17 protein-coding genes and 1 pseudogene are annotated in these 19,947 nt (G+C 41.8%); 7 read left to right on the plus strand and 11 right to left on the minus strand.

What is annotated here, in order from left to right:
* Positions 1 to 109: 109 nt before the first annotated feature.
* From ACE1CI_RS30705 to ACE1CI_RS30715, 3 genes and pseudogenes are all read right to left on the minus strand, one after another.
* A pseudogene (locus ACE1CI_RS30705) lies at positions 110 to 614 on the minus strand (sugar transferase); the annotation flags it as partial.
* 38 nt (positions 615 to 652) lie between these two features.
* Positions 653 to 2,569 carry a hypothetical protein gene (locus ACE1CI_RS30710; protein WP_413266822.1) on the minus strand — a complete coding sequence of 639 codons (1,917 nt, stop codon included), beginning with the start codon at positions 2,567 to 2,569 and terminating at the stop codon, positions 653 to 655.
* A 38-nt stretch (positions 2,570 to 2,607) separates the two neighbouring features.
* Positions 2,608 to 3,921, minus strand: a complete 1,314-nt coding sequence (locus ACE1CI_RS30715; protein ID WP_413266823.1) for a hypothetical protein — start codon at positions 3,919 to 3,921, stop codon at positions 2,608 to 2,610.
* A gap of 476 nt (positions 3,922 to 4,397) precedes the next feature.
* On the opposite strand from ACE1CI_RS30715, the gene ACE1CI_RS30720 reads away from it, so the two are divergent.
* The 3 genes from ACE1CI_RS30720 to cobT all read left to right on the plus strand — a co-directional run bounded on the left by ACE1CI_RS30720 (position 4,398) and on the right by cobT (position 7,061).
* Positions 4,398 to 5,078 carry a Crp/Fnr family transcriptional regulator gene (locus ACE1CI_RS30720; RefSeq protein WP_413266824.1) on the plus strand — a complete coding sequence of 227 codons (681 nt, stop codon included), beginning with the start codon at positions 4,398 to 4,400 and terminating at the stop codon, positions 5,076 to 5,078.
* 25 nt (positions 5,079 to 5,103) lie between these two features.
* Positions 5,104 to 5,808, plus strand: a complete 705-nt coding sequence (locus tag ACE1CI_RS30725) for a DUF2232 domain-containing protein (protein WP_413266825.1) — start codon at positions 5,104 to 5,106, stop codon at positions 5,806 to 5,808.
* 137 nt (positions 5,809 to 5,945) lie between these two features.
* On the plus strand, positions 5,946 to 7,061 hold the full coding sequence (gene cobT / locus ACE1CI_RS30730) for a nicotinate mononucleotide-dependent phosphoribosyltransferase CobT (protein WP_413266826.1): 1,116 nt from the start codon (positions 5,946 to 5,948) through the stop codon (positions 7,059 to 7,061).
* Positions 7,062 to 7,079: 18 nt separating this feature from the next.
* Here cobT and ACE1CI_RS30735 read toward each other — a convergent pair whose 3' ends face one another.
* Positions 7,080 to 7,451 (minus strand): hypothetical protein, encoded by a 372-nt coding sequence (locus tag ACE1CI_RS30735; RefSeq protein ID WP_413266827.1) that lies wholly within the window; start codon positions 7,449 to 7,451, stop codon positions 7,080 to 7,082.
* 307 nt (positions 7,452 to 7,758) lie between these two features.
* Here ACE1CI_RS30735 and ACE1CI_RS30740 point away from each other — a divergent pair, with 307 nt between their 5' ends.
* On the plus strand, positions 7,759 to 8,955 hold the full coding sequence (locus ACE1CI_RS30740; RefSeq protein ID WP_413266828.1) for an extracellular solute-binding protein: 1,197 nt from the start codon (positions 7,759 to 7,761) through the stop codon (positions 8,953 to 8,955).
* Here the strand turns inward: ACE1CI_RS30740 and ACE1CI_RS30745 are convergent.
* From ACE1CI_RS30745 to ACE1CI_RS30755, 3 genes are all read right to left on the minus strand, one after another.
* Positions 8,913 to 9,428, minus strand: coding sequence for a hypothetical protein (locus tag ACE1CI_RS30745; protein WP_413266829.1), 516 nt, complete (start codon positions 9,426 to 9,428; stop codon positions 8,913 to 8,915). The genes ACE1CI_RS30740 and ACE1CI_RS30745 overlap by 43 nt on opposite strands.
* 88 nt (positions 9,429 to 9,516) lie before the next feature.
* Positions 9,517 to 10,641, minus strand: a complete 1,125-nt coding sequence (locus tag ACE1CI_RS30750; protein ID WP_413266830.1) for an aldo/keto reductase — start codon at positions 10,639 to 10,641, stop codon at positions 9,517 to 9,519.
* 91 nt (positions 10,642 to 10,732) lie between these two features.
* Entirely contained in the window at positions 10,733 to 11,236 is a 504-nt protein-coding gene (locus tag ACE1CI_RS30755; protein ID WP_413266831.1) for a bifunctional nuclease family protein, read from the minus strand.
* A gap of 340 nt (positions 11,237 to 11,576) precedes the next feature.
* Here ACE1CI_RS30755 and ACE1CI_RS30760 point away from each other — a divergent pair, with 340 nt between their 5' ends.
* Entirely contained in the window at positions 11,577 to 12,230 is a 654-nt protein-coding gene (locus tag ACE1CI_RS30760; protein ID WP_413266832.1) for a riboflavin synthase, read from the plus strand.
* 122 nt (positions 12,231 to 12,352) lie between these two features.
* Here ACE1CI_RS30760 and ACE1CI_RS30765 read toward each other — a convergent pair whose 3' ends face one another.
* Positions 12,353 to 14,188 carry a peptidoglycan DD-metalloendopeptidase family protein gene (locus ACE1CI_RS30765; RefSeq protein WP_496615934.1) on the minus strand — a complete coding sequence of 612 codons (1,836 nt, stop codon included), beginning with the start codon at positions 14,186 to 14,188 and terminating at the stop codon, positions 12,353 to 12,355.
* A gap of 35 nt (positions 14,189 to 14,223) precedes the next feature.
* Positions 14,224 to 15,036 (minus strand): biotin--[acetyl-CoA-carboxylase] ligase, encoded by an 813-nt coding sequence (locus ACE1CI_RS30770; protein WP_413266834.1) that lies wholly within the window; start codon positions 15,034 to 15,036, stop codon positions 14,224 to 14,226.
* A gap of 97 nt (positions 15,037 to 15,133) precedes the next feature.
* On the opposite strand from ACE1CI_RS30770, the gene pgeF reads away from it, so the two are divergent.
* Positions 15,134 to 15,979 carry a peptidoglycan editing factor PgeF gene (gene pgeF, locus ACE1CI_RS30775; RefSeq protein ID WP_413266837.1) on the plus strand — a complete coding sequence of 282 codons (846 nt, stop codon included), beginning with the start codon at positions 15,134 to 15,136 and terminating at the stop codon, positions 15,977 to 15,979.
* Between the two features lie 105 nt (positions 15,980 to 16,084).
* Complete coding sequence (locus ACE1CI_RS30780) at positions 16,085 to 16,915, plus strand: DUF4351 domain-containing protein (protein ID WP_413268056.1); 831 nt, start codon at positions 16,085 to 16,087, stop codon at positions 16,913 to 16,915.
* A 78-nt stretch (positions 16,916 to 16,993) separates the two neighbouring features.
* Here the strand turns inward: ACE1CI_RS30780 and ACE1CI_RS30785 are convergent, their stop codons facing one another.
* Both ACE1CI_RS30785 and ACE1CI_RS30790 read right to left on the minus strand, forming a co-directional pair.
* Positions 16,994 to 18,451 carry a tetratricopeptide repeat protein gene (locus tag ACE1CI_RS30785; RefSeq protein WP_413268057.1) on the minus strand — a complete coding sequence of 486 codons (1,458 nt, stop codon included), beginning with the start codon at positions 18,449 to 18,451 and terminating at the stop codon, positions 16,994 to 16,996.
* Positions 18,448 to 19,842, minus strand: coding sequence for an AAA family ATPase (locus ACE1CI_RS30790; protein ID WP_413268058.1), 1,395 nt, complete (start codon positions 19,840 to 19,842; stop codon positions 18,448 to 18,450). Before ACE1CI_RS30790 ends, ACE1CI_RS30785 begins: the two co-directional genes overlap by 4 nt.
* Between the last annotated feature and the right edge of the window lie 105 nt (positions 19,843 to 19,947).

The raw sequence follows: 19,947 nt of genomic DNA on the forward strand, positions 1-19,947 counted from the left end.
CAAAATGCCACAGTGAAAGTACTTAATATTTACTAATAATTTATATAGTGTCTGCGTAAATTTGAGGTAGTAAGCACCCTGAATGCTGCCATCATCTTAGTTAAAACACTTAACAAGCACCTTTTTTAGCCAAAACTACCCAAATTGTCTGAAAAATTAAATAGATATCATAAGCAACCGACCATTTGCGCTGATAGTCAACATCCATCCGCACAATGTCCTCAAAGTCTGGTAGAACGACCATTTGCTTGCCATTCGCCTGTAATACCGGGTTTAACTTGCAACCTTTCCCAGTGGTGAATTTCGTATTTTTCCACTTCATCAACTGTGGGTGGACGAGTTCCGACTAAACTCATATCTCCTAGTAAAACATTCCAAAATTGGGGTAATTCATCTAAGCTAGTGCGGCGCAGGAAACGACCAACTTTGGTGATGCGGGGGTCATTGTCATTTTTGAAGATGTGACCTTTGGCTTGATTTTTGACTAAATGCTTGAGGTTTTCTGCTTCCACTACCATTGAGCGAAATTTCCAGATGCGGAAAATTCGACCGTTTAAACCACAACGCTTTTGACTGTAAAAGATCGGCCCCGGATTGTCAAACTGAGTTGCGATTTGGCAACTTGCGTTAGTCGGATAAATTTCCTATATATTTACTTTTCTACGGTTGCCAACCAGTAAATTGTGTATGGTTCTTCTAATTTTTGGTAAGTACGAGCTAAAACCGCAGTTAAATAACCTCGTAAATGTTGAGCATAATCAGAATTTAGGGAATATGTTTGATTTTCCAGATCTAAAAACAATTTTCCGGTTCTAATGGCTTGATAATCTCTATTTCGCCAAGATGCTTCTGTTAGTAAACCTGCATCTAATTCTGTAGGAACTAAACCTGCGGGAAGTTCACCCGATAAAAAAGCAAATAACCTTTGTTGACAAGCACGAATATTAATACCTTTACGTTCCAATAAGTTGATAATTTTACCAATGGAAAGTGGTGTTTCGCCAAAGGTACGTAAAAGTTCCAAAAGTAAGAAGTAATCGTTATACTGCTGTCGAGAATTGTCTATAAGTTGTCCATAAAGTGGTAAAATAGCCAATCCTGTAGCCACTCGGTTTTCTGGTTTGATTGTTGATTTTATTTCGGCTTCTTGGATGACTTTAGCATTAGGAAATTTTTGGCGTAACCAAGTAGTTAAACCGGGAAACATGGTAGTTTTACCTGTACAAATAATTTGGGTTATTGCTTCGACAGAACTACCACCTTGGGTTAAAAGTGTGTTTAATTCTCGATTTAAGCTTTGGACAAAACGAGTAATTACACGCTTTTGTAAATCTTGTTTCCTGATTTCTCGATCTTCTTCTCCTAGAGTGAAAGTGAAACTATCTTCTTGTGGTAAAGTTACTTTTAAATAACTCGCTGCTGACAACAATGTTTTTCCCCATTCGCTACTTGACAAGCGCATTTGTAATTGCTGGCGAGTTAATAAGTCAGGTTCACCGGGTAAGGGTTTTTCGATTTCTGATTCCCCATTTAAAAGTAATTGACAAACAATGTCTTGATCGAGGTGATTACCTGCGTAGGGAAAACTGCGAAGGGTAAAGTCTTGGTAAGTTAAATATTGCAGTTTTTCTGGTAAGTCAACTAGTGCTAATTCTGTGGTATTAGCTCCAGAATGTATGACTAAAGTTTCACCTTGCCAACGAAGTGGGTAATTTCCTGAGTTATATTTGGTAGTAATATCGGCAATATTTTCTGTGGTTGTTAACTTGTTTGCCTGAAAATGTAGTTCTGTTAAGAGGGATGCGATCGCTTCCTCCACAAAACAAATTTGCTCCCCATTATTCACCAATCCAGATGCTAAAATCCCTTCTCTAATATTAAACCGATAAGCTTCTGAACAATTAGCCGGACAACTTACAAAAATTCCCGCCAAATCTGCGATCGCCGCTGCCAAATCTTCTGCTGCTAACCCTTCAGCAAAGCTACCATTAACCAAATTACTTGATTGGGACGGCAAATTTTCCCGGTTTTCACCCGGATTCAAATATGACAACAGCACTGTTATTTCTGAAATGATTTCCCTTAATTCAATCCCTGGAATTTCTGGATAAATTGCCTGTTCTAAAGCTAAACTCTCACTTTCTTGAGGTTCTGAGTACTTAAATACTGGTTCGGATTTTCCCGTTTGCTCCGAGTAATAAGGTAGCGCAACGTTTAAATAACTTTTAAAGTTTTTTGGTAATGCTTTCCCAGCAAAATTGATTGGTAAGCAAGCACAATTTTTTGATAAATCTGTCTGTTCTGTAACCAACCAACTAATCGGATAAACTTTTTTAGTAGACTTGTTGAACAACACAGCAGCAAGTCCTGTCGTACCAATATCCATTCCTAAATACCAAACGCTAGGCAAAGCAGCAGGTAAAGGAGGTAAAGGACGCAAAGACAACAGAGAAGCAGGAGTAGGACGAGAAATTAATCTTTGTTCTATTTGATGAGCCAGATTTAATGAACCTGATTCTTTCAAAGAATTTTCTGCATTTGCAGCCAACATCTGCGGCTCATTTTTCACTTTCTCTTTTCGTTTTTTCTTACTGGGCGACTTGGATTTTAGTTTTTTTTTTCCGCCTCCACAGATTCTTGGTTAGGTGCTAATTCTGGAGTTTCTGACGGGTTTAATTCTGCATTAATTACCGCCATAGAACTGCTATTAGAATCACCAAATAAGTCTTCAAACTCTGCCAAAATATCTTCGGGAATTGCTGCATTTATTTTTTCTTGTTCCTGTTCCACAGCAGCCGCCAAATCAAAATCGATACTATCAGTAGCATCGCTAATAGTTTCTATAATATCTTCTAGTGGGAGAACCTCCAGTTGCTCAACTCCTCCTAATTCATAAAGGTCTTCATTTAAATCTAAATCATTACTTTCAGTAGCAGATGTAATAGTTTCTATAATACCTTCTGGCGGGAGAACCTCCAGTTGCTCAACTGCTTCTAATTCAGAAAGGTCTTCATTTAACTGTTCTACAATATTATTTCCTAACCAAAGGTCTACTTTTGGTTTAGTAACTGCTAAGTCAGTTGTCAGCAAATCTTCTTCTGGCGATGCCGTAGTTTCAGCTGCATCTTCTATTAAATCTGTCAAAGCAGAAATTGTATCGTTCTGCTTTAATTGCGATATGATAAAATCTGCGTTTTCTAGGTTTTCACTAATTTCTGTTGTCAACTCCACACCATTATCAGGCAGTGCTTCGACTGATGCTGTACTAATTTCTTTTGTCAACTCCACACCAGCATAAGGTAGTGGTTTGACTGACGCTCCGATTAATTCCAATTCAGGATTGATTGCTGTTGTTTCTAATTCAATAAATTGCAGTTTTGGCGATTCTGTTTCCTGCTGCCAGGTAGTTTCTACCTCTTGATTTAGCAACTGAACAGCTTGAATTTTCTCTAGAGTTTCCGCCAATTGTTGATTGACAGTTTCCTGCAATCGGTTGATTAATTCTTGGGAGAATTCTGTAATAAATTGTTGTTGCTCAACTAATACTTCTGGCTCAATTAATGCTTGTCGTTGTTGCTGTAACTGCCGAATTTCATTTAATAATTCTTGCTTTTGTTGCTGCAATAAGGCAATTTCTGTCTCTAATGATTCTGATAATAGCGATCGCTCGTCTGACGCATCAGTTTGCTCTACCCAAATTTGGTAACTGGCGATTTCTGCGACTTGAGTTTCCGCGCCCGTAGCTTGTACTATGGTTAATTGTTCCTGCCATTTTTGCAGCTGTTGGCGAACTCGCTGCAACATTTGCCGATCGGCATTCCCATCCCCCACCAACCAACTAAAGCGGAATTTACTATCTTTGCTAAGTACTGCATCAATCTCAGCAATCAGTGCTTGGATTTTAGCTGTTTGGAACGTCATTCGATTTTCGATTTTAGATTTTAGATTTTAGATTGACTCCACAGGTTAGTTCAGTCTTTGCTTCTATCCGGGAATTCCTCGTTGTTAATCTTAATTTACTTACTAGTTACAATCAAGATGCTAGGTAAATTTATTGGGTTTTCCTGTTCTTCTTTACCATAAATTTACAAAAATTGCAAGGATATATTCAGTGTGAGGCCAAAGAGCGATCGCTCTTAAACTAACCATCTCGTTGTTTTTCGTGATAATCTCTATAGAGTGCTGCAATCGTACTGAGCGTGTCAATTTTAGACACTAAACCATAGTTCTAGGCGGAACTCCTGTTCCCCGAAGATACTGCGGTCAATTAGTTATCATTGATTTGCAGTCCTACTAAATCTGATACTATGCCAACTTATCAGCCTACCAAACTCTAATCAGCCCCTATTGATTTTTAGTTTATTTACTCAACATAGTCTTAGTGAAAGAATGGTCTGATGGAAGACCGAAACCATACTCTAATCCGTTCAACGCCTTTTTTCAAAGGTTTACCAGAAGGTACCGTTGAAAATGCTACAGCCCACCTTGTTACCCGTAATCATCCAGCAAACCAAGTAATTTTGCTAGAAAATGACTGGGGGAGTTCAGTTTACTTCATTCTCGAAGGTTGGGTGAAAATTCGCACGTACAATCTAGAAGGCAAAGAAGTAACCCTGAATATTTTGGGGAAAGGAGAAATCTTTGGTGAAATGGCGGCACTTGATGAAGTGCCTCGTTCCACCGATGTCATCACCTTGGCTCCCACAATAATTGGCAATATGCCTGCTCAGGATTTTGTCAAATTAATTTATTCCGAGCCAATGGCAGGAGTTCGTCTGGCACAATTGATGGGGCGGCGTTTGCGCCAAGTCAATCGCCGACTCCGGTTAAGAGAGTCTGATAGTATGTCACGAGTAGCCGACACAATACTATTCTTGGCAGATGGGCAGGGAAAACAAACTACTGAAGGGGTAGAAATTCCCAACCTCCCACACCGAGAATTGAGTAGCTTGAGTGGACTAGCAAGAGAAACTGTCACCAGAGTATTGACGAAGCTAGAAAAGAAAGGCTTAATTAAGCGGGATCAGGATATTCTGAGAATTCCTGACCTAAATGCTCTGGAAAAAATGATTGTTTAAACCTGCTTACCTTTTGGCAATTTGCATGAGTGAATCTTTCCGAGATCCCGCAGATGAAAATGCTGGTAAATCTAACTCTCCAACTGGGCTACCGCAAACGCAAGTGCAGTCAACTGTGCCCTTGGCATTGGTAGAAACGGCATTTTTAGCTAGTACTGCCAGCTTAATTTGGTTAGTCAATTTTTACTTTCCTTTGGGCCCAGTACTGCGAATCTTTTTCCCAGTTCCCATTGCTTTAGTTTACCTGCGTTGGGGAGCAAGAGCCGCTTGGATGTCGGCTTTAGTTTCTGGGTTATTATTATCAGTGTTGATGGGACCGCCTCGCAGTATTCAGTTTTTCATTCCCTTTGGGTTGTTGGGTGTCCTGTTGGGTGCTTGTTGGCGGCGCAGAACTAATTGGGCAGTATCAATTTTTTTAGGCGCACTCTTAGGCAGCATCGGTTTCTTTTTCCGATTTTGGCTGCTTTCGGTGCTTTTAGGGGAAGATCTCTGGGTTTATGGCATTACTCAAGTAACAAATTTTTTAGATTGGGTATTCCTCAAATTGGGACTATTAATAGAACCAAGTATATTTTTGATTAACGTGATTGCGATCGCAATGGTCTTCCTCAGCAACTTAGTCTACCTCTTCGTCGTCCATATCGCCTCCTGGCTATTACTACAACGCTTAGGCAACCCCATCCCCGAACCTCCCCATTGGGTACAAGTGATTTTGGATTATGAAGAGTAGAGGCAGGGATTGGGGACTAGGGCGGGGTTAGGGGTTAGGGGTTAGGGGTTAGGGAAAAACTCCGTAATCTCCGAAAGCTCCCCAGTCCTGTAGGACAGGCATCTTGCCTGTCATTCCCAGTCCCCTTGATTAAAACTATGATTAAAATTTACACGCAAGAAGAACAGGGAAAAGGTTGGTTGCAAAGGTATCGCGGTTGTCAACCTGTGTTTGCTTGTGTGTTGGGATTTACGGAAACTGGGTTAATTCCGGGAATTTCTGCGGCGGGGGCGACTCCTTGCGATCGCAAATATACCGCCCTAGCTGATGCAGAATTTTTATATAATGGCCCTTCACCAGGGCCAAAATATCCCTTGCCACCATTGCACGCAGGCGCTTCTCCAGTATTAATTTCTCGTGCTGTGGTTGAGTCTCTTTCCTTGCCTCTCTATATATTTAATGCAGGTTTACTGCAACCACCAGCGATCCCAACAATTGATTTAGGAGGTGAAGCGGCTAATTGTTTAACTACAGGAAAAGCCCTCGATCTAGCTATAGTTAAAAGTTTGCTAAATCAAGGGTTAGTTTGGGGAGAAAAGTTAGCCACCCTACATCCATCAAGTTGGCTAATTTTAAGTGAATGTGTAGTTGGCGGAACTACTACTGCATTGGCAGTACTCACTGGTTTAGGTTTTGCTGCTGTTGGTAAAGTTAATAGTAGTCACCCGCAATGTAATCATCAACAAAAGTGGGCGGTGGTACAGCAGGGACTAAAAGCAGCTGGTTGGCTCGATTTTGACAAATTCCCCACTGCTTTGGGGGCACTGCAATTAGTAGCAGCTGTTGGCGATCCCATGCAAATTGTAGTTGCGGGAATGGCGATCGCCGCTAGTAGAATTTCCGGGGTAATGCTCGCTGGAGGTACCCAAATGTTAGCTGTTTATGCCTTAATTCAGGCTATAGTCACAGAATTTTCTTTACCTTGGCAACAGGAACAAATAGTCGTCGGTACAACTCCCTGGGTAGCAGAAGATCCTACAGGTGACACAATAGGTTTAGCTCAAATTGTTGGTTCAGTTCCTTTGCTGAGTAATAACTTCAGTTTTGCTAATTCTTGCTATGAAAAATTACGAGTTTATGAGCAGGGATACGTCAAAGAAGGAGTCGGAGCAGGTGCAGCTTGTATTGCAGCTGAGCTTTATGGAGGTTGGAATCATAGCCAACTTCTCCACGCTGTCGAACTTTTAGCAGCACGGTTAGAACAAAATCAGTAAAATTTCACCGCCAAATCGTTAATAAACTCTTTTAGCTAGTAATTGTTCTTCTAAGGCAGCAATTCGGTTGTATGCTGCTGTTAGTTGTGCCGTCAAGCGTTGAATTTGAATTTCCGGCCCTAACTCTTTTTCCCGATTTGCTGAGTTCGAGTCTGAGTAGCTGTTATCTATCAAAATATCTTTGTGTGCTAAGGCAGCATCTACTCTACTCAAACTACTGTAAGATGGGCGTTCTCCGACTCTACCAATAAACTGATCCGTATCTTTTGGGGTCGATCTCTTGATTTCTGACAAAATTTCCCCCATCCTCTCATTCAAATGTTCAACCAATTGGCAAAGAGTATCTATCTTGTCATTCAATCCATTAACTTGATTTTTTATCGAATCCATCTTATACCCCCATGATATTAAGTCTATCCCTCTATCCTACAGAATAAACTCTTAAAATTTGGCTGGCTTATGAATCATTTAACTTTTGCCAAACTCCTTACGCAATCTTTCTCAGGTGAGGGGAAATTTTACTCATTGGTTGCTATTGCCAGCTGCAAAACCAGATTTTCCCCAGGGAATTATGTTAACTTAATTAAACTAGTTACTTTGTTTGTAGCTAAGGTAAATTCACGGTCAATTAAACATCCTTATTGACAAAAATCCCCTTTGGAAAAATTAACTAGCAAAATTGCCAATTTAAGGTTAAATGAAGCGACGCGATTTTTTATTAGGTACTAGTACTCTAGCGATTTCCAGTTTAGTCACAGGTTGTAGTAGTCCCCAACAGGCAAGTTTAAGAATTAGACTGCTGAAAGATTCTATTCCGGCTCAGCTATTAAATAAATTTCGCCAAGAATTTAAGCAGATAGGTGAATTAGATTTAACGGTAGAAGCACAACTAATTAGCTTGTTCACTAGTTTACAAGAAAAACCAAAATCTCAAAATTGGTGGTCAAGGCTTCCTCTGTTAGCTGGGAGAGAAAAAGCGAGTTCGATCGCAGATTTAGTCACTTTAGGAGATTATTGGTTAGCATATGCGATCAAGCAAAAGTTAATTCAACCTTTAGATCCCACTCAATTGAAACAATGGGAAAAATTACCTCCCCAATACCAGCGATTAGTGCGCCGCAATCAACAGGGAAATATTGACTTAAAAGGACAGGTTTGGGGTGCGCCTTATCGTTGGGGTACGACAATGATTGTTTACCATCGGGATAAATTTAAAGCTGAAGGTTTAAATCCGCCTCAAGATTGGAATGATTTATGGAAAGAGGAGTTGCGCGATCGCATTTCTTTACCCGATCAACCCAGAGAAGTCATCGGTTTAACCTTGAAAAAAATTAATCCCCAATACTCTTACAACACTCAAGAATTAGCTAAAATTCCTCAGATCAAATCAGAACTCAAGGCACTCGATCGACAGGTAAAATTTTATAGCGATAATACCTATTTACAACCCTTGATTTTGGGAGACACTTGGTTAGCTGTGGGTTGGTCTACAGATATTTTACCGATAATTCAACGCTACCCAAACATGATTGGAGCAGTAATTCCCCAATCGGGAACCTCTCTCTGGGCAGATTTATGGGTTCGTCCAGCTAAAGCTAATGATAATTTTAGTTTAGCTAGGGATTGGATTGATTTTGGTTGGCAACCAGAAATAGCAACTTTATTCTCCCGCTTTGGGAAAGCTGCTTCCCCAATTTTTGCTGGCGAAAGTTTGGATGAATTACCAAAAAGTATCCGCCAGAGAAAGTTATTTTTCCCCTCTCCAGAAGTTTACCAAAGAAGTGAATTTCTCTTACCACTTTCCGAAAAAGTGCAACAGCAGTACTTAAAATTGTGGCGGGAAATTCGGTTTCAGGGTTTAGGTTTAGGCGATCGCAAAGGCGGCGGCGCATAATTACCAAAACTTTCCACCCACAAATTGCAATTGTTGGGATTTCCACTATAATCACATCGATAAGCCCCTAAATTTTCTAATTGGGGATTTAATACTTCCACATTGTATCCATCCGGGCGGGAATAAGTACCAAAATGATTCACAAATGCGTATCTTTCTACATAATTTAGTGAATTCCAAATTTGCCGATTTACTATTAAATATACCCGTCTTTGTCCGGGACAAGTAAACCAAAAGTCTAACAACATCGCACCAAATCTTTGTGCAGCCCACCAAATACTAGGCGGTGTAAGACGAGTTTGGGAAATCTCATTTTCTGTAATTGGTTTAGGGCAGATATTGTTTTGTATTCTTTGCTCAAGTCTCTGTCGCTCTTGCGCTTTTACGGGGTGCAAATTAAAGCAAGCTAAGAGGAGAATTAGCCAAAATGTTAGATTTTTCCCGGAAATTTTAACTAATAATTGAGCAATCATATCCAGGTTCGGTAAATTACTTGTTGCTTTCCAGATTTCCCAGATCCCCGACTTCTTGAAGAAGTCGGGGATCTAAAGGGATCTAAAGTTATTCCCAGAGTCGGCGGCGACTAGGGCCATTTAAGCGTTGATGGGTATCATTTAACAGAGAGGGAATATCCAAATTTTCTGGACAACGGGGGAGACATTCACCGCAGGAAGTACAGCGGTTAGCTTTAACTCCGGGAAACCAATGTCCAGCATTTTCAAACATTCGATAACGATATTGACCATAATCTGTCATATCGTAAGCAACCGCAAGATTTCGCAGCCGTAAAACTTCAGGAATGTTTATATTTTCGGGACAAGGGAGACAAGCATAACACTGGCTACATTTGTCTGTTCCCAGAGTAGCTGATTGATGGGTTTGCAGACCCGCTAAAATTTTTAATTCCTCAGTTGTCAGAGGGTCATCTCGATCTGCTATACTTAAAGGCTGTGATAGTTCGCTGGGATTAGCGGCTCCTAGACTCAGGGTAGTAATGCGACGATCGCTCAACAAAAACCGATAATTTAATGCTAAAGGAGATAAAGGCGCACACAAATCTTTTAACTTTGGTGGTGGAGAAAACAAGCGTCCGCCCTTATCAGCAGGTGAGATAATAAAAACGCCCAAATCCTTTTGTGCTGCTAATTCTACGGCGGCGGCGTTCCGTTGGAAAAAGTAATAATAATGCAGATTGACAAACTCAAATAACCCAGAGTCGATCGCCTTCAAAATCAATTCTAAAGGGCCGTGAGTAGAAAAACCAAAATGTCGTACTTGACCATCTGCGATCGCTTGCTGTACCGCCGAAACACAGCCATTTTCTACCCAATCTAAATGTTCCCAAGTATTTAACCCATGAATCGCCAAACAATCCACATAATCAACTTTCAACCGCTCTAAAGACTCATCAATATAGCGGCGCATGGTATCAGCCTGGGCTGTGGGCCCAATTTTACTAGTGATGTAAAGTTGGGAGCGTGGTAGATCTAAACCAGCGCTTAATGCTGCTCCCAGATACTCCTCACTTTTTCCATAGCCTCTGGCTGTTTCTATGTGATTAATTCCTTGCGCCACAGCAAGCTGTACAGTTTCGATCGCATTACCCTCACACTCCAAGTAGCGCATAGTCCCCAGAGAAAACACTGAGAGCCAGAGATTGGTTTTACCAAAACGCCTATATCGCATAGTTAGTCATTTGTCAATTGTCATTTGTCATCTGTCATTTGTGATTTGTCAAAAGGGGACTAATGACATCAGACTAGTGACATCAGACCAGTTAGGCTTCTCCACTGCTGAAGCCACGTCGCTGAATCAAATCTTCGGGTCTAACATTTTCCAGAAATTCCCGGAAAGCCCTTTGTTCTGCTTCATCAGCATCTCTATCTACAGGAATAGAAGCATCAGCAATCACCTCTTCCATCACCCAGATGGGACTACGGGTACGCAACGCCACTGCGATCGCATCACTAGGACGAGCATCAATATCTTTTTTGACCTCGCCTTTGCGAACAGTCAAGATCGCATAAAAAGTATTGTCCTGTAGGGAGTGAATAATAATTCGCTCCACCTTCATTTCCCACGCTTCCAACATATTTACCAGCAAATCGTGGGTCAGAGGTCGGGGAGGCGGTTGATTTTCCAAAGCAGCGATAATTGACTTTGCCTGATCTTGACCGATGTAGATCGGTAAAGCTCGTCGCTCAGTCCCATCTTTCAGGAGTACAATTGGGCTGCGCGTGATTGCATCAACTGCAATTCCAGCGACTTTCATCTCTATCATTGGTTTAGCCTATAGAATACCTTTGGCAAAGGAGATTACATTTATACGATAATCTGGTACTGAACTTTTTAAGGTTAGTACCCTAGAGTTTAGGGTTTGTGAGAGTTACCGATGCAACTCAATACTGGCGTTATAGCCAAGTAAAGTCAAATCGATACCATTCAATAAGAATGTCTTTACATTCCCAGTATGCCCTGCTCTTGACTCTGATCCTAACCGTGCCTGCAAAATTTTCACATTTCCCTAAAAAAATTACATTCCTCAGCTGGTTGGACAAGTAGGTTTGAGAGGCATATATACCATAAAATTAGGAACCAAAAATAAAATTTTTCTTAAAACCGTGTTTACAGGACTAATTCAGAGCTTAGGAACGATTCAATTTCAGAGTGGCGATCGCGTCAGCATCACCTGTGCCCAACAGACAGCAGATGTGATTTTGGGGGATTTAGCGATCGGAGACAGCGTAGCCGTAGACGGCATCTGCCTCACCGTAGAAGAAATACTAGCCCAAGGATTTCTAGCCACCGCCTCAAGAGAAACCCTCAGTCGCACCCGCTTAGGCAAAGAAAAACTAGAATACAACAGCGTCAACCTAGAAACCTCACTTCGAGTCGGAAGCAAACTAGGCGGACACTTCGTAACCGGACACATTGACGGAGTAGGTTGTCTAGAAACAGTAGAACAAACCGTCAACTCTTGGGAAATGGGTTTTAGTGCCCCCGAATCAGTCGCCCGTTACATCGTCCCCAAAGGCAGCATCACAGTAAACGGTGTCAGCTTAACCGTAGCCGAATCCAACACAGACGGCAGATGGTTCAAAGTCGCAGTCATTCCCCACACCTACGCCCACACCAACCTCTACCTATTAAAAAACGGTAGCCCGGTAAACCTAGAAGCCGATATTTTGGGCAAATACGTCGAAAAACTCGTAAATTTCCGCACATCACCCCAAAGCATCACACCCGAATTCTTAATCGAAAACGGGTATGTTTGAAGACTGAGGACTAGGGGTTAGGGGGTAGGGGGTAGGGGTTAGGGAAGAACTCCGAGAGCACCTCTGCCCCTGTGCCCCTCTGCCCCTCTGCACCTCTGCCCCTGGAGCTCCCCTGCTAGAAATCACTCGCCAGCAGAAAACAGTGGAGGCGGTGCATCCGTTCCAGGTATGGCGATTACAGGTAACTCAGCGCTAGGTATCGGAACTTGGGGCGATAACTTTTCTGTTTGTAAGGTATTTGGTGGCACCTCATAAGGTTGGACTTCCTGTGGTAAAGTTGCCTGACCACTTTGGAAAGCCCGTACCAATCGAGCTAGAGAATATTCCAACTGCACTCCGGGGTCTTTAGCTACCCAACCTTGGGGTGTTTGTTCCCGAACTTCAAAATGCAGGTGAGGGCCATTTGAATGACCGCTCTCACCAACTCGACCGATAACTGTGCCCTGTTCTACCCAATCTCCAGGTTTAACACTAACTTCGGATAGATGACCGTAGCGAGTTTCTTGTGCATCTTGATTGTGACGCAATACCACCGCCAAACCGTAACCGCCCAAGAAATCAGCAAGGGCTACCCTACCCGCATGAGCCGCTAACACAGGTGTTCCCATCGGTGCGCCAATATCTGTGCCAGCATGAAAGCCCCTCTCGCCTGTAACAGGGTGGATTCGCCAGCCAAACATAGAAGTAATTTGGGCGGGAATAGCCAAGGGGAAAATCATGGCTAGATTGGTACGGTTGGATTCGTTATCTGATGAATCGCTGGGGTTGATGGAGTTGTAGTAATAATTTAAAGCCCGATTAGGAGGAATTTGATTGTTCCTGGAACCACCGATTAACCCATTGATATTAGTGCTGGCAATTTGAGTTTCACCCCTTCTAATCACTCCACTGCGACTCATCCTGATGCCGTTGGGAGTTACCTTAATTGGGCCTACTCTGACTTGATTGGCAGCTGCTATGGTTGTACCTCGCCGTCGCGTTGCTCTAGCTGTTTCGGTATTCTGTATTCCTTCATCGGAACGTTTTCGGGAAACACGGGAGTTTGAAGGTTCTATAGTTATGCGCTCAATTTCATAAGTTCTGGGGGCGCGACTGATTTCGGTAGAACGAGTGCGTCGTTCGATTTGATAAGTTCTAGGGGTGCGACTGATTTCGGTAGAACGAGTGCGTCGTTCGATTTCATAAGTTCTAGGGGCGCGACTGATTTCGGTAGAACGAGTGCGTCGTTCGATTTCATAAGTTCTAGGGGCGCGACTGATTTCGGCAGAACTTGGGCGCTCAACGTCGAAAGTTCTGGGGGCGCGGCTAATTTGAGTGCGGGAAGTATCACGACGGCGAGCAGTTACAGTACTTCTTCTGGCTCTGGGTCTGACTGTTGCTACATCTGCGCTAGGCTCTTCAATAGTGAATTGTTCTCGAACTACTCGCTGACGTGGTTTGTTACGTTCCCGGAATACTACTGCGCTGGGTGGTTGATAGGAACGTCCGGGGAGATCTCGTCTAGTAGTTGCTCCTATGCTGTAATCTGTTGGGTCAATGTAGGAGTTGGTGCTGTTGTTGCCACTGTTGTTCCGAGATTGAGAAACTCGGTTTTGGGAGGGAGTTCTGGTGCTGCTGGGTGAAGGGTTGGGGGTGCGTCTAATGAATACTGGCTCAGGCGCTTTTGTTGCTGAGATGGGAGCGTCTGGCACTGCTTTGGGCATGATATCTGGGATGTCAGGTGCAGCGAGGGCTGTCGGGGAGTGAGTATTGTCTACCCAAACTATACTACTGCTAAGAAATGCGATCGCGAAGCGTGCCGTTAGGCTTATCGCTCCCAACCACCCTAAACCATTCATCAGCAAGGAACGTTGCCAAAAATCAGCAGCATTAAGCGAATCACTTACTGCTGTTTCCGTTGGTTGATTTTCTGGGTTGGTTACTTTTATTTGCTCGTTTTCGTAATCTGGTTTTTCCATTTCCATCACACCGTATTAATTAGTCACAAAATTTTTTAAGAATAACCCAAATTGATTGTACCTACTGGTAGATGTATTTCCGAAGCGGGGGTTTCCCCAGCATTATTTAAGCAAACTCGCAAGTCCCCATTTTCAGAAACACCAACTATCACTGCTTGCTGTCCATTAATTTCTATTGGACACCATAAGTTATTTAACAGTTTTTCGTAAGCGGGCAACAGAGCACTTACTCCTTCCTGCTGCCAGTAATCGTATGCTGATACTATTCCTATCAGGGTGAGGGCAGCTAACATTTCTAGTGAAGATATTAATCCAGGATGATTTTCTTGCCAAGTTTGCAGGTTAATGCCTGTTTCTGGAACTGGGTTAACCCAATTGATACCAACACCAATTACTGCTTTGGTGATGCGCTCTTGCTGCACCCTGGTTTCTGTAAGAATGCCCCCAAGTTTATATTTAGAAATTACCAGATCGTTAGGCCATTTGAGGTTGACTGGGATACCAAATTGGCGTAAATTTTGCGCTATTCCCCAAGCGCTACTCATGGTTAGTTGAGCACCCTGTTTTACTGGTAAATTGGGAGCTAATGACACTGATAAGTATAATCCACCAGGGGGCGAATACCACTGCCGACCCCATTGACCTTTGCCTGCTTGTTGTTCGGTAGCTATAACGACGGTTCCCGGTGGTGCGCCAATTTCAATTAATTGCCAAAGTTTTTGATTGGTGGAAGGGAGAATGTCAAATAGGTGAAGTGTAAAGGTTTGGTTGTTGACAGGTTGCTCTTGATGATATTTCTGTTTTACTGTGTCAAGAGCTTGGGTGAACTTTTGGCGATCGAATCCCACAATCAATTTGCGATTTTTGAAAAGGCGATTTTTGATTTAGTAAATCTTAGTATTAGGTTAGCATAGAAGGCGCTGTTGTTAAAAAAGTTTTGTGAGCGTGATTTCTCCCCAAACAACTGAACTGGAACTAAACAATTCTGCTAATTCTTTCCATACATGGCAATGGTGTTTTTGGGAAGGGTTGCCTTATTTAACTTGTAGCTTGTTGGCAAACTGGCAGCATGGCTTTTTTACCCGACAGTTTTCGCCCCGCTTTCCGGTAGATTTGGTACAGGTTTTGCACAAGGATGCTCAGTTTTACCGGGTAAGACAGGTGCATGGTAGTGTTGTGTTAACTCCCAGTGAAGTGACAGAGTTTTTAGGTGAAGAAAAAGATGCGGGAACGGCGGAGTTTGAGTCTTTACCGCCTGCTGATGCTTTGGTGAGTGAACGGGAAAAACAGGCGGTTTGGGTTTGTACTGCTGATTGTACTCCGGTTTTAATTGCTGATGAAACAACGGGACAGGTGGCGGCTATTCATGCGGGTTGGCGGGGTACGGCTAAGAGAATTGTACCGTTGGCGATCGCACGTCTAGTATCTCAAGGTAGCAAATTAGAAAATCTTCGCATCGCAATGGGCCCAGCAATTACCGGAGAAGTATATCAAGTTTCTCAAGAAGTAGCAGCAGAAGTAGGCGCTACCGTTGTTTCTGCCAACTCGGAAACAGCAATTTTAAATGCTTTACAAGAGTTACCAAATTCTCCCATTCTCCCAGATTCCGCACCCGGAAAAGTGCGTTTAGATGTCCGTCGAATCAATGAATTACAGTTAAACCAAATGGGAATTGCTGAAGAACAAATAGCAACCTCTCCCCATTGTACCTATCAACAACCTGATTACTTCTTTTCCTATCGCAGAGATCAGTTAAAAAAAGTGCAATGGTCGGGAATTGTCAGTAAATAACGCCTGTTGCTAGTTATGATAGTTAATATTAAGTACGTTGTTGCGCTGAAGCGCTAACAAGAGCGCTTCAGCGCAACAACGTACCTATTTCTGAAGTAAAATCAGATGCAATTCGACAATTTATGTAAGTATCTAGCCGAGAAGTATCCTGACAAATTCGCAAGTTGGTTATTGGGACAACCGACAACTAGCGTCGAGGTGTTAAAAACTGAATTAAGTTTAGAACCAATTCGGGCTGATTCTGTCACTTTCCTACGCACTCAATCACAAATTTTGCATTTAGAATTTCAAGTACAAGTACCAAGTGGTAAACCCATGCCACTGCGAATGTTAAATTATTTTGTCCGGCTTTATTGGCAATATAATTTACCAGTGACACAAGTGCTGATTTGGTTGCAACAAACTACTAATTCAGCAGTATTTGAAACCCAATTTCGTCAGGGATTAACCAGTCATGGATATCAAGTAATCCGAATGTGGGAACAACCCCCAGAACCATTATTACAAGAACCAGCACTTTTACCAATGGCTGTTTTAGCTGCGTCCGATGATACTACCAGGTTGTTAAATCAAGTAGCATCAGAAGTAGCTAAAATAGACTCAAATACCCAACGCAAAGAAATTTCAGCTTCTACTGAAATTTTAGCGGGTTTAAGGTTTAACAAAGATTTGATTCGCAATCTTTTTCGGGAGGGAATGATGCGGGAATCGGTGATTTACCAGGATATTTTGGAAGAAGGAAGACAAGAAGGAAAAAAAGAAGAAGCCTTAGCGATGGTGATGCGTCCGCTGACGCGACGTTTTGGTGTGATATCACCTGATTTACAAGCAAGAATTCAGGTGTTATCTGTGGCACAATTGGAGGATTTGAACGAGGCTTTGTTTGATTTTTCTGAGGTTTCGGATTTGGTGAATTGGTTGGAGTCAAGGCGGTAAATTTAAAAAGGTAGGGACAGGGCATTTGTAATTTTTGGGCAAGTTGTCAAATATTAACTATGCCGTGTCCCTACTATTTCACGGATTAAAAATATTTAAAAAATGTTTAATGATTGTTGCCAAAAATTGGTCGATCGTCTTAATTACTGTATTGAATAGTACTTTACCATTTTCACTTCTCCAAGGGGGAAGAATTATGATGGCGATCGCTGCTAAGAGCAAACTACGCAAATATTTTTTATTGTACCAGTAGGCACAAGCAAACATAACTATAGATGTGCCTTTTAACTGTCGATCGCCAATTTCACAAGCAATCTTCATCACCGATTTAGCATATATTATCGCCTTTTTATCCTGTTTTGAACATCCGTAACAATAAGAAATATTCGCTCTAGCAAAACCTTCTAAGTAGCGGTTTCCAATTTTTTGAGTAATCGTTAAATGTGGTTTAAAGTAACTAATTGCCATATCATATTTTCCCGATCGAGCGTACATAGCACCGATAGCAGCTAAGGTATGACTTTCTCCAAATTTATCGCCAATTTCTTGAATAATGTGCAAAGCTTTTTCCAGGTATTCTATGGCATTTTGATATTGATTTAGAGTAATGTAAATAGTACCCAACTCCTGTAGGATTGACCATTCTTGACGGCGATCGCTAATCCGAGCGTAATTATCTAATATTTGTTGAAGAAATTTCAATCCTCGATCGGACTGTCCCATCAATCTGTAAGTGCTACCTAAACTCTTTAAGATAATTAACTCCATGTCTATATCTCCGATTTGACGAGATATAATCAAGGCTTGTTGAAGATATTGAATCGACTTTTGGAATTTGCCGAACATGGTATAAACATCGGCTAAACCATTAAGTGCTTTTATTTCTTGTTTTTGCTCTCCGATTTCACGAGCAATTTTTAATTGTTCCTGATAGTGCCCTAGTGCAATCTCGAATCGATCTAAACACCAATAATAGATTCCACCTAAGCCACCTCTGGCTTGCGCTTCTGCTTTACGGTTTTGAATTTCACAGGCAATTGCTAATAGTTTTTGATGGTAATCAATAGCAGGATGTGGCTGTCCTAAATGGTAATAAGCCCAACCTAAGCCATGCAGAAAAACACAATCTAAATCTCGATTTAATTTGTCTAAAAGTCTACTGTAAAGCTCTATTTGTTCGCGATAGTAACCGCAATTACCCAGTTGTTCGTGTAAGGGTTTACTGCTATAATTGTGGTTAATAAAAAGTATCCTACTTGCTTTTTCCCAATCAGAAACTTCGCAAAGATGGTGGAATGCTTCCAAATATCCCTGGACTTGTTCTAGGTAAGAAGCATCGGGTTTAGGTTGATATTCAGTCAGCCAATTTTCTATAGCCATGTAATGAGCAAATTCCCAAGGAGAAAGATTGAGCAGTTGAGATGTTGACAAATCAATACCCAACTGATGCAATACTAATTCGCCACCAGTAGTCAAGTTAATCTCTTTGAGAGATGCTTGATTTTTAAGTTCTGATTCCGGGAAATAATTTGTCATAGTTGCCCCTTAGTTTTCCAGTTTTTCAGGTGAGATAAGGCTACACTGCGAATTAAATTGTGTTGTCTGAAAAGCAAATCATCGTTAATTACTTCTTCTTCAAGTAAGTAGCGATCGCGCAACGCATCTAAAGCTATTTCTTGTCGCTCTCCATCTAACCCGAAACCTGCCAAAGTTTTCAGATAAAAACTTTCTGGTACGGCGCGACGATATACGGAACTAAAGCTTAATAGTAAATAAGCATGGGGGACATCTTTAGCTAGGCGATCGAAGGTTTTTTCAATTTGCAGTTTTACTGCTCTTTGTAAATTGCGATTGTAGCGATCGAGCTTTAGAGAATCATCTGCTGATTCGATTTCTACTTGCTGTTTGATATTCTCAACTTCTTCTATTTCATGCCCATATTGTTTCCAATATGCGATAACATTGCGGTTGAAAGGATGGTTGATAATTTCTCCGGCGATCGCTCTTAATGCTAAAGGATGTCCTTCATAAGCAGCACCGATTCTTTCTAAATAAGTTTTGGCAGGTGATTCTGTGCTAACATCTAACCCAGTTTTGTGAAAAAACTCTAACTGTTCTCCTTGCGTAAATCCGCTCAAACATTGACAATACCAAAAGGTTGGATAACGCAAACCAACAACTTCTAATTGGCCTGGTAAATCTTGAGATGTGAGAATGATGCGACTCTGGCAAGAATTTGTAGATAGCAAACTTTGAAAAAAATTCTCCCACCACCGATCCTTAAAATTACTCCATCCCGTTTCTGCATCTCCTTCTAATATCAGTTCTAGTGAATCGATGACTAATAAATAGCGATTTTGCCGCAACTGACTGACTACCCAAAGGAGTAACTGCTGTGGATCTTTACGATTTTCTGGCGTGACAGTTTCTCCCCACCCGGTCAGTAATTGATCTGCTACATTAATAAAATCTGTATTTTCCTGATTGTCAAAATTTATGCGGAATACTTGGGGGAAATCGCCTTGTAACTGCATCGCCAATCTCTGGGCTAAAGCGGTTTTTCCGATGCCAGTAATGCCAGTGAGGATGAGGATTCTACAGGCTCCTTGAAGTTTAGCACTTAGCTGGGTAAGGAGTTGCGATCGACCCACCCAGCCATCTTCATCATTAATGTATGCGCTAATCTTAGTTGAATAGTGAATTGGACTACGATCGACAATTTCTTCCCAGTTATCCAGTCCGACAGCTTTACAAATATTGCTAAAAGCGGCTTCTTGAATTGGTATCCTTCTCCAAAATCGTTTTAAAGTTGCCTTGGAAGTATTAGCCAATCCCCACCAAGCATCCTCTGTTTTTGACCAACCTCGCTTTTGTCTCAATTCATCAACCCTTTCTAGCCCTTGGATAGATGCCCTGACAGTATCCATCACTCTCATCTCCTAGCAGGCTTTTGATTAACTTCTATTGTGGCTCATGTTGGCTCACCTTTAACTTGATGGCAAATTGAGCCAAATACTGAACCATAAAGCTTT

This window comes from Floridaenema flaviceps BLCC-F50, from assembly GCF_041929275.2.
Lineage (GTDB): Bacteria > Cyanobacteriota > Cyanobacteriia > Cyanobacteriales > Aerosakkonemataceae > Floridanema > Floridanema flaviceps.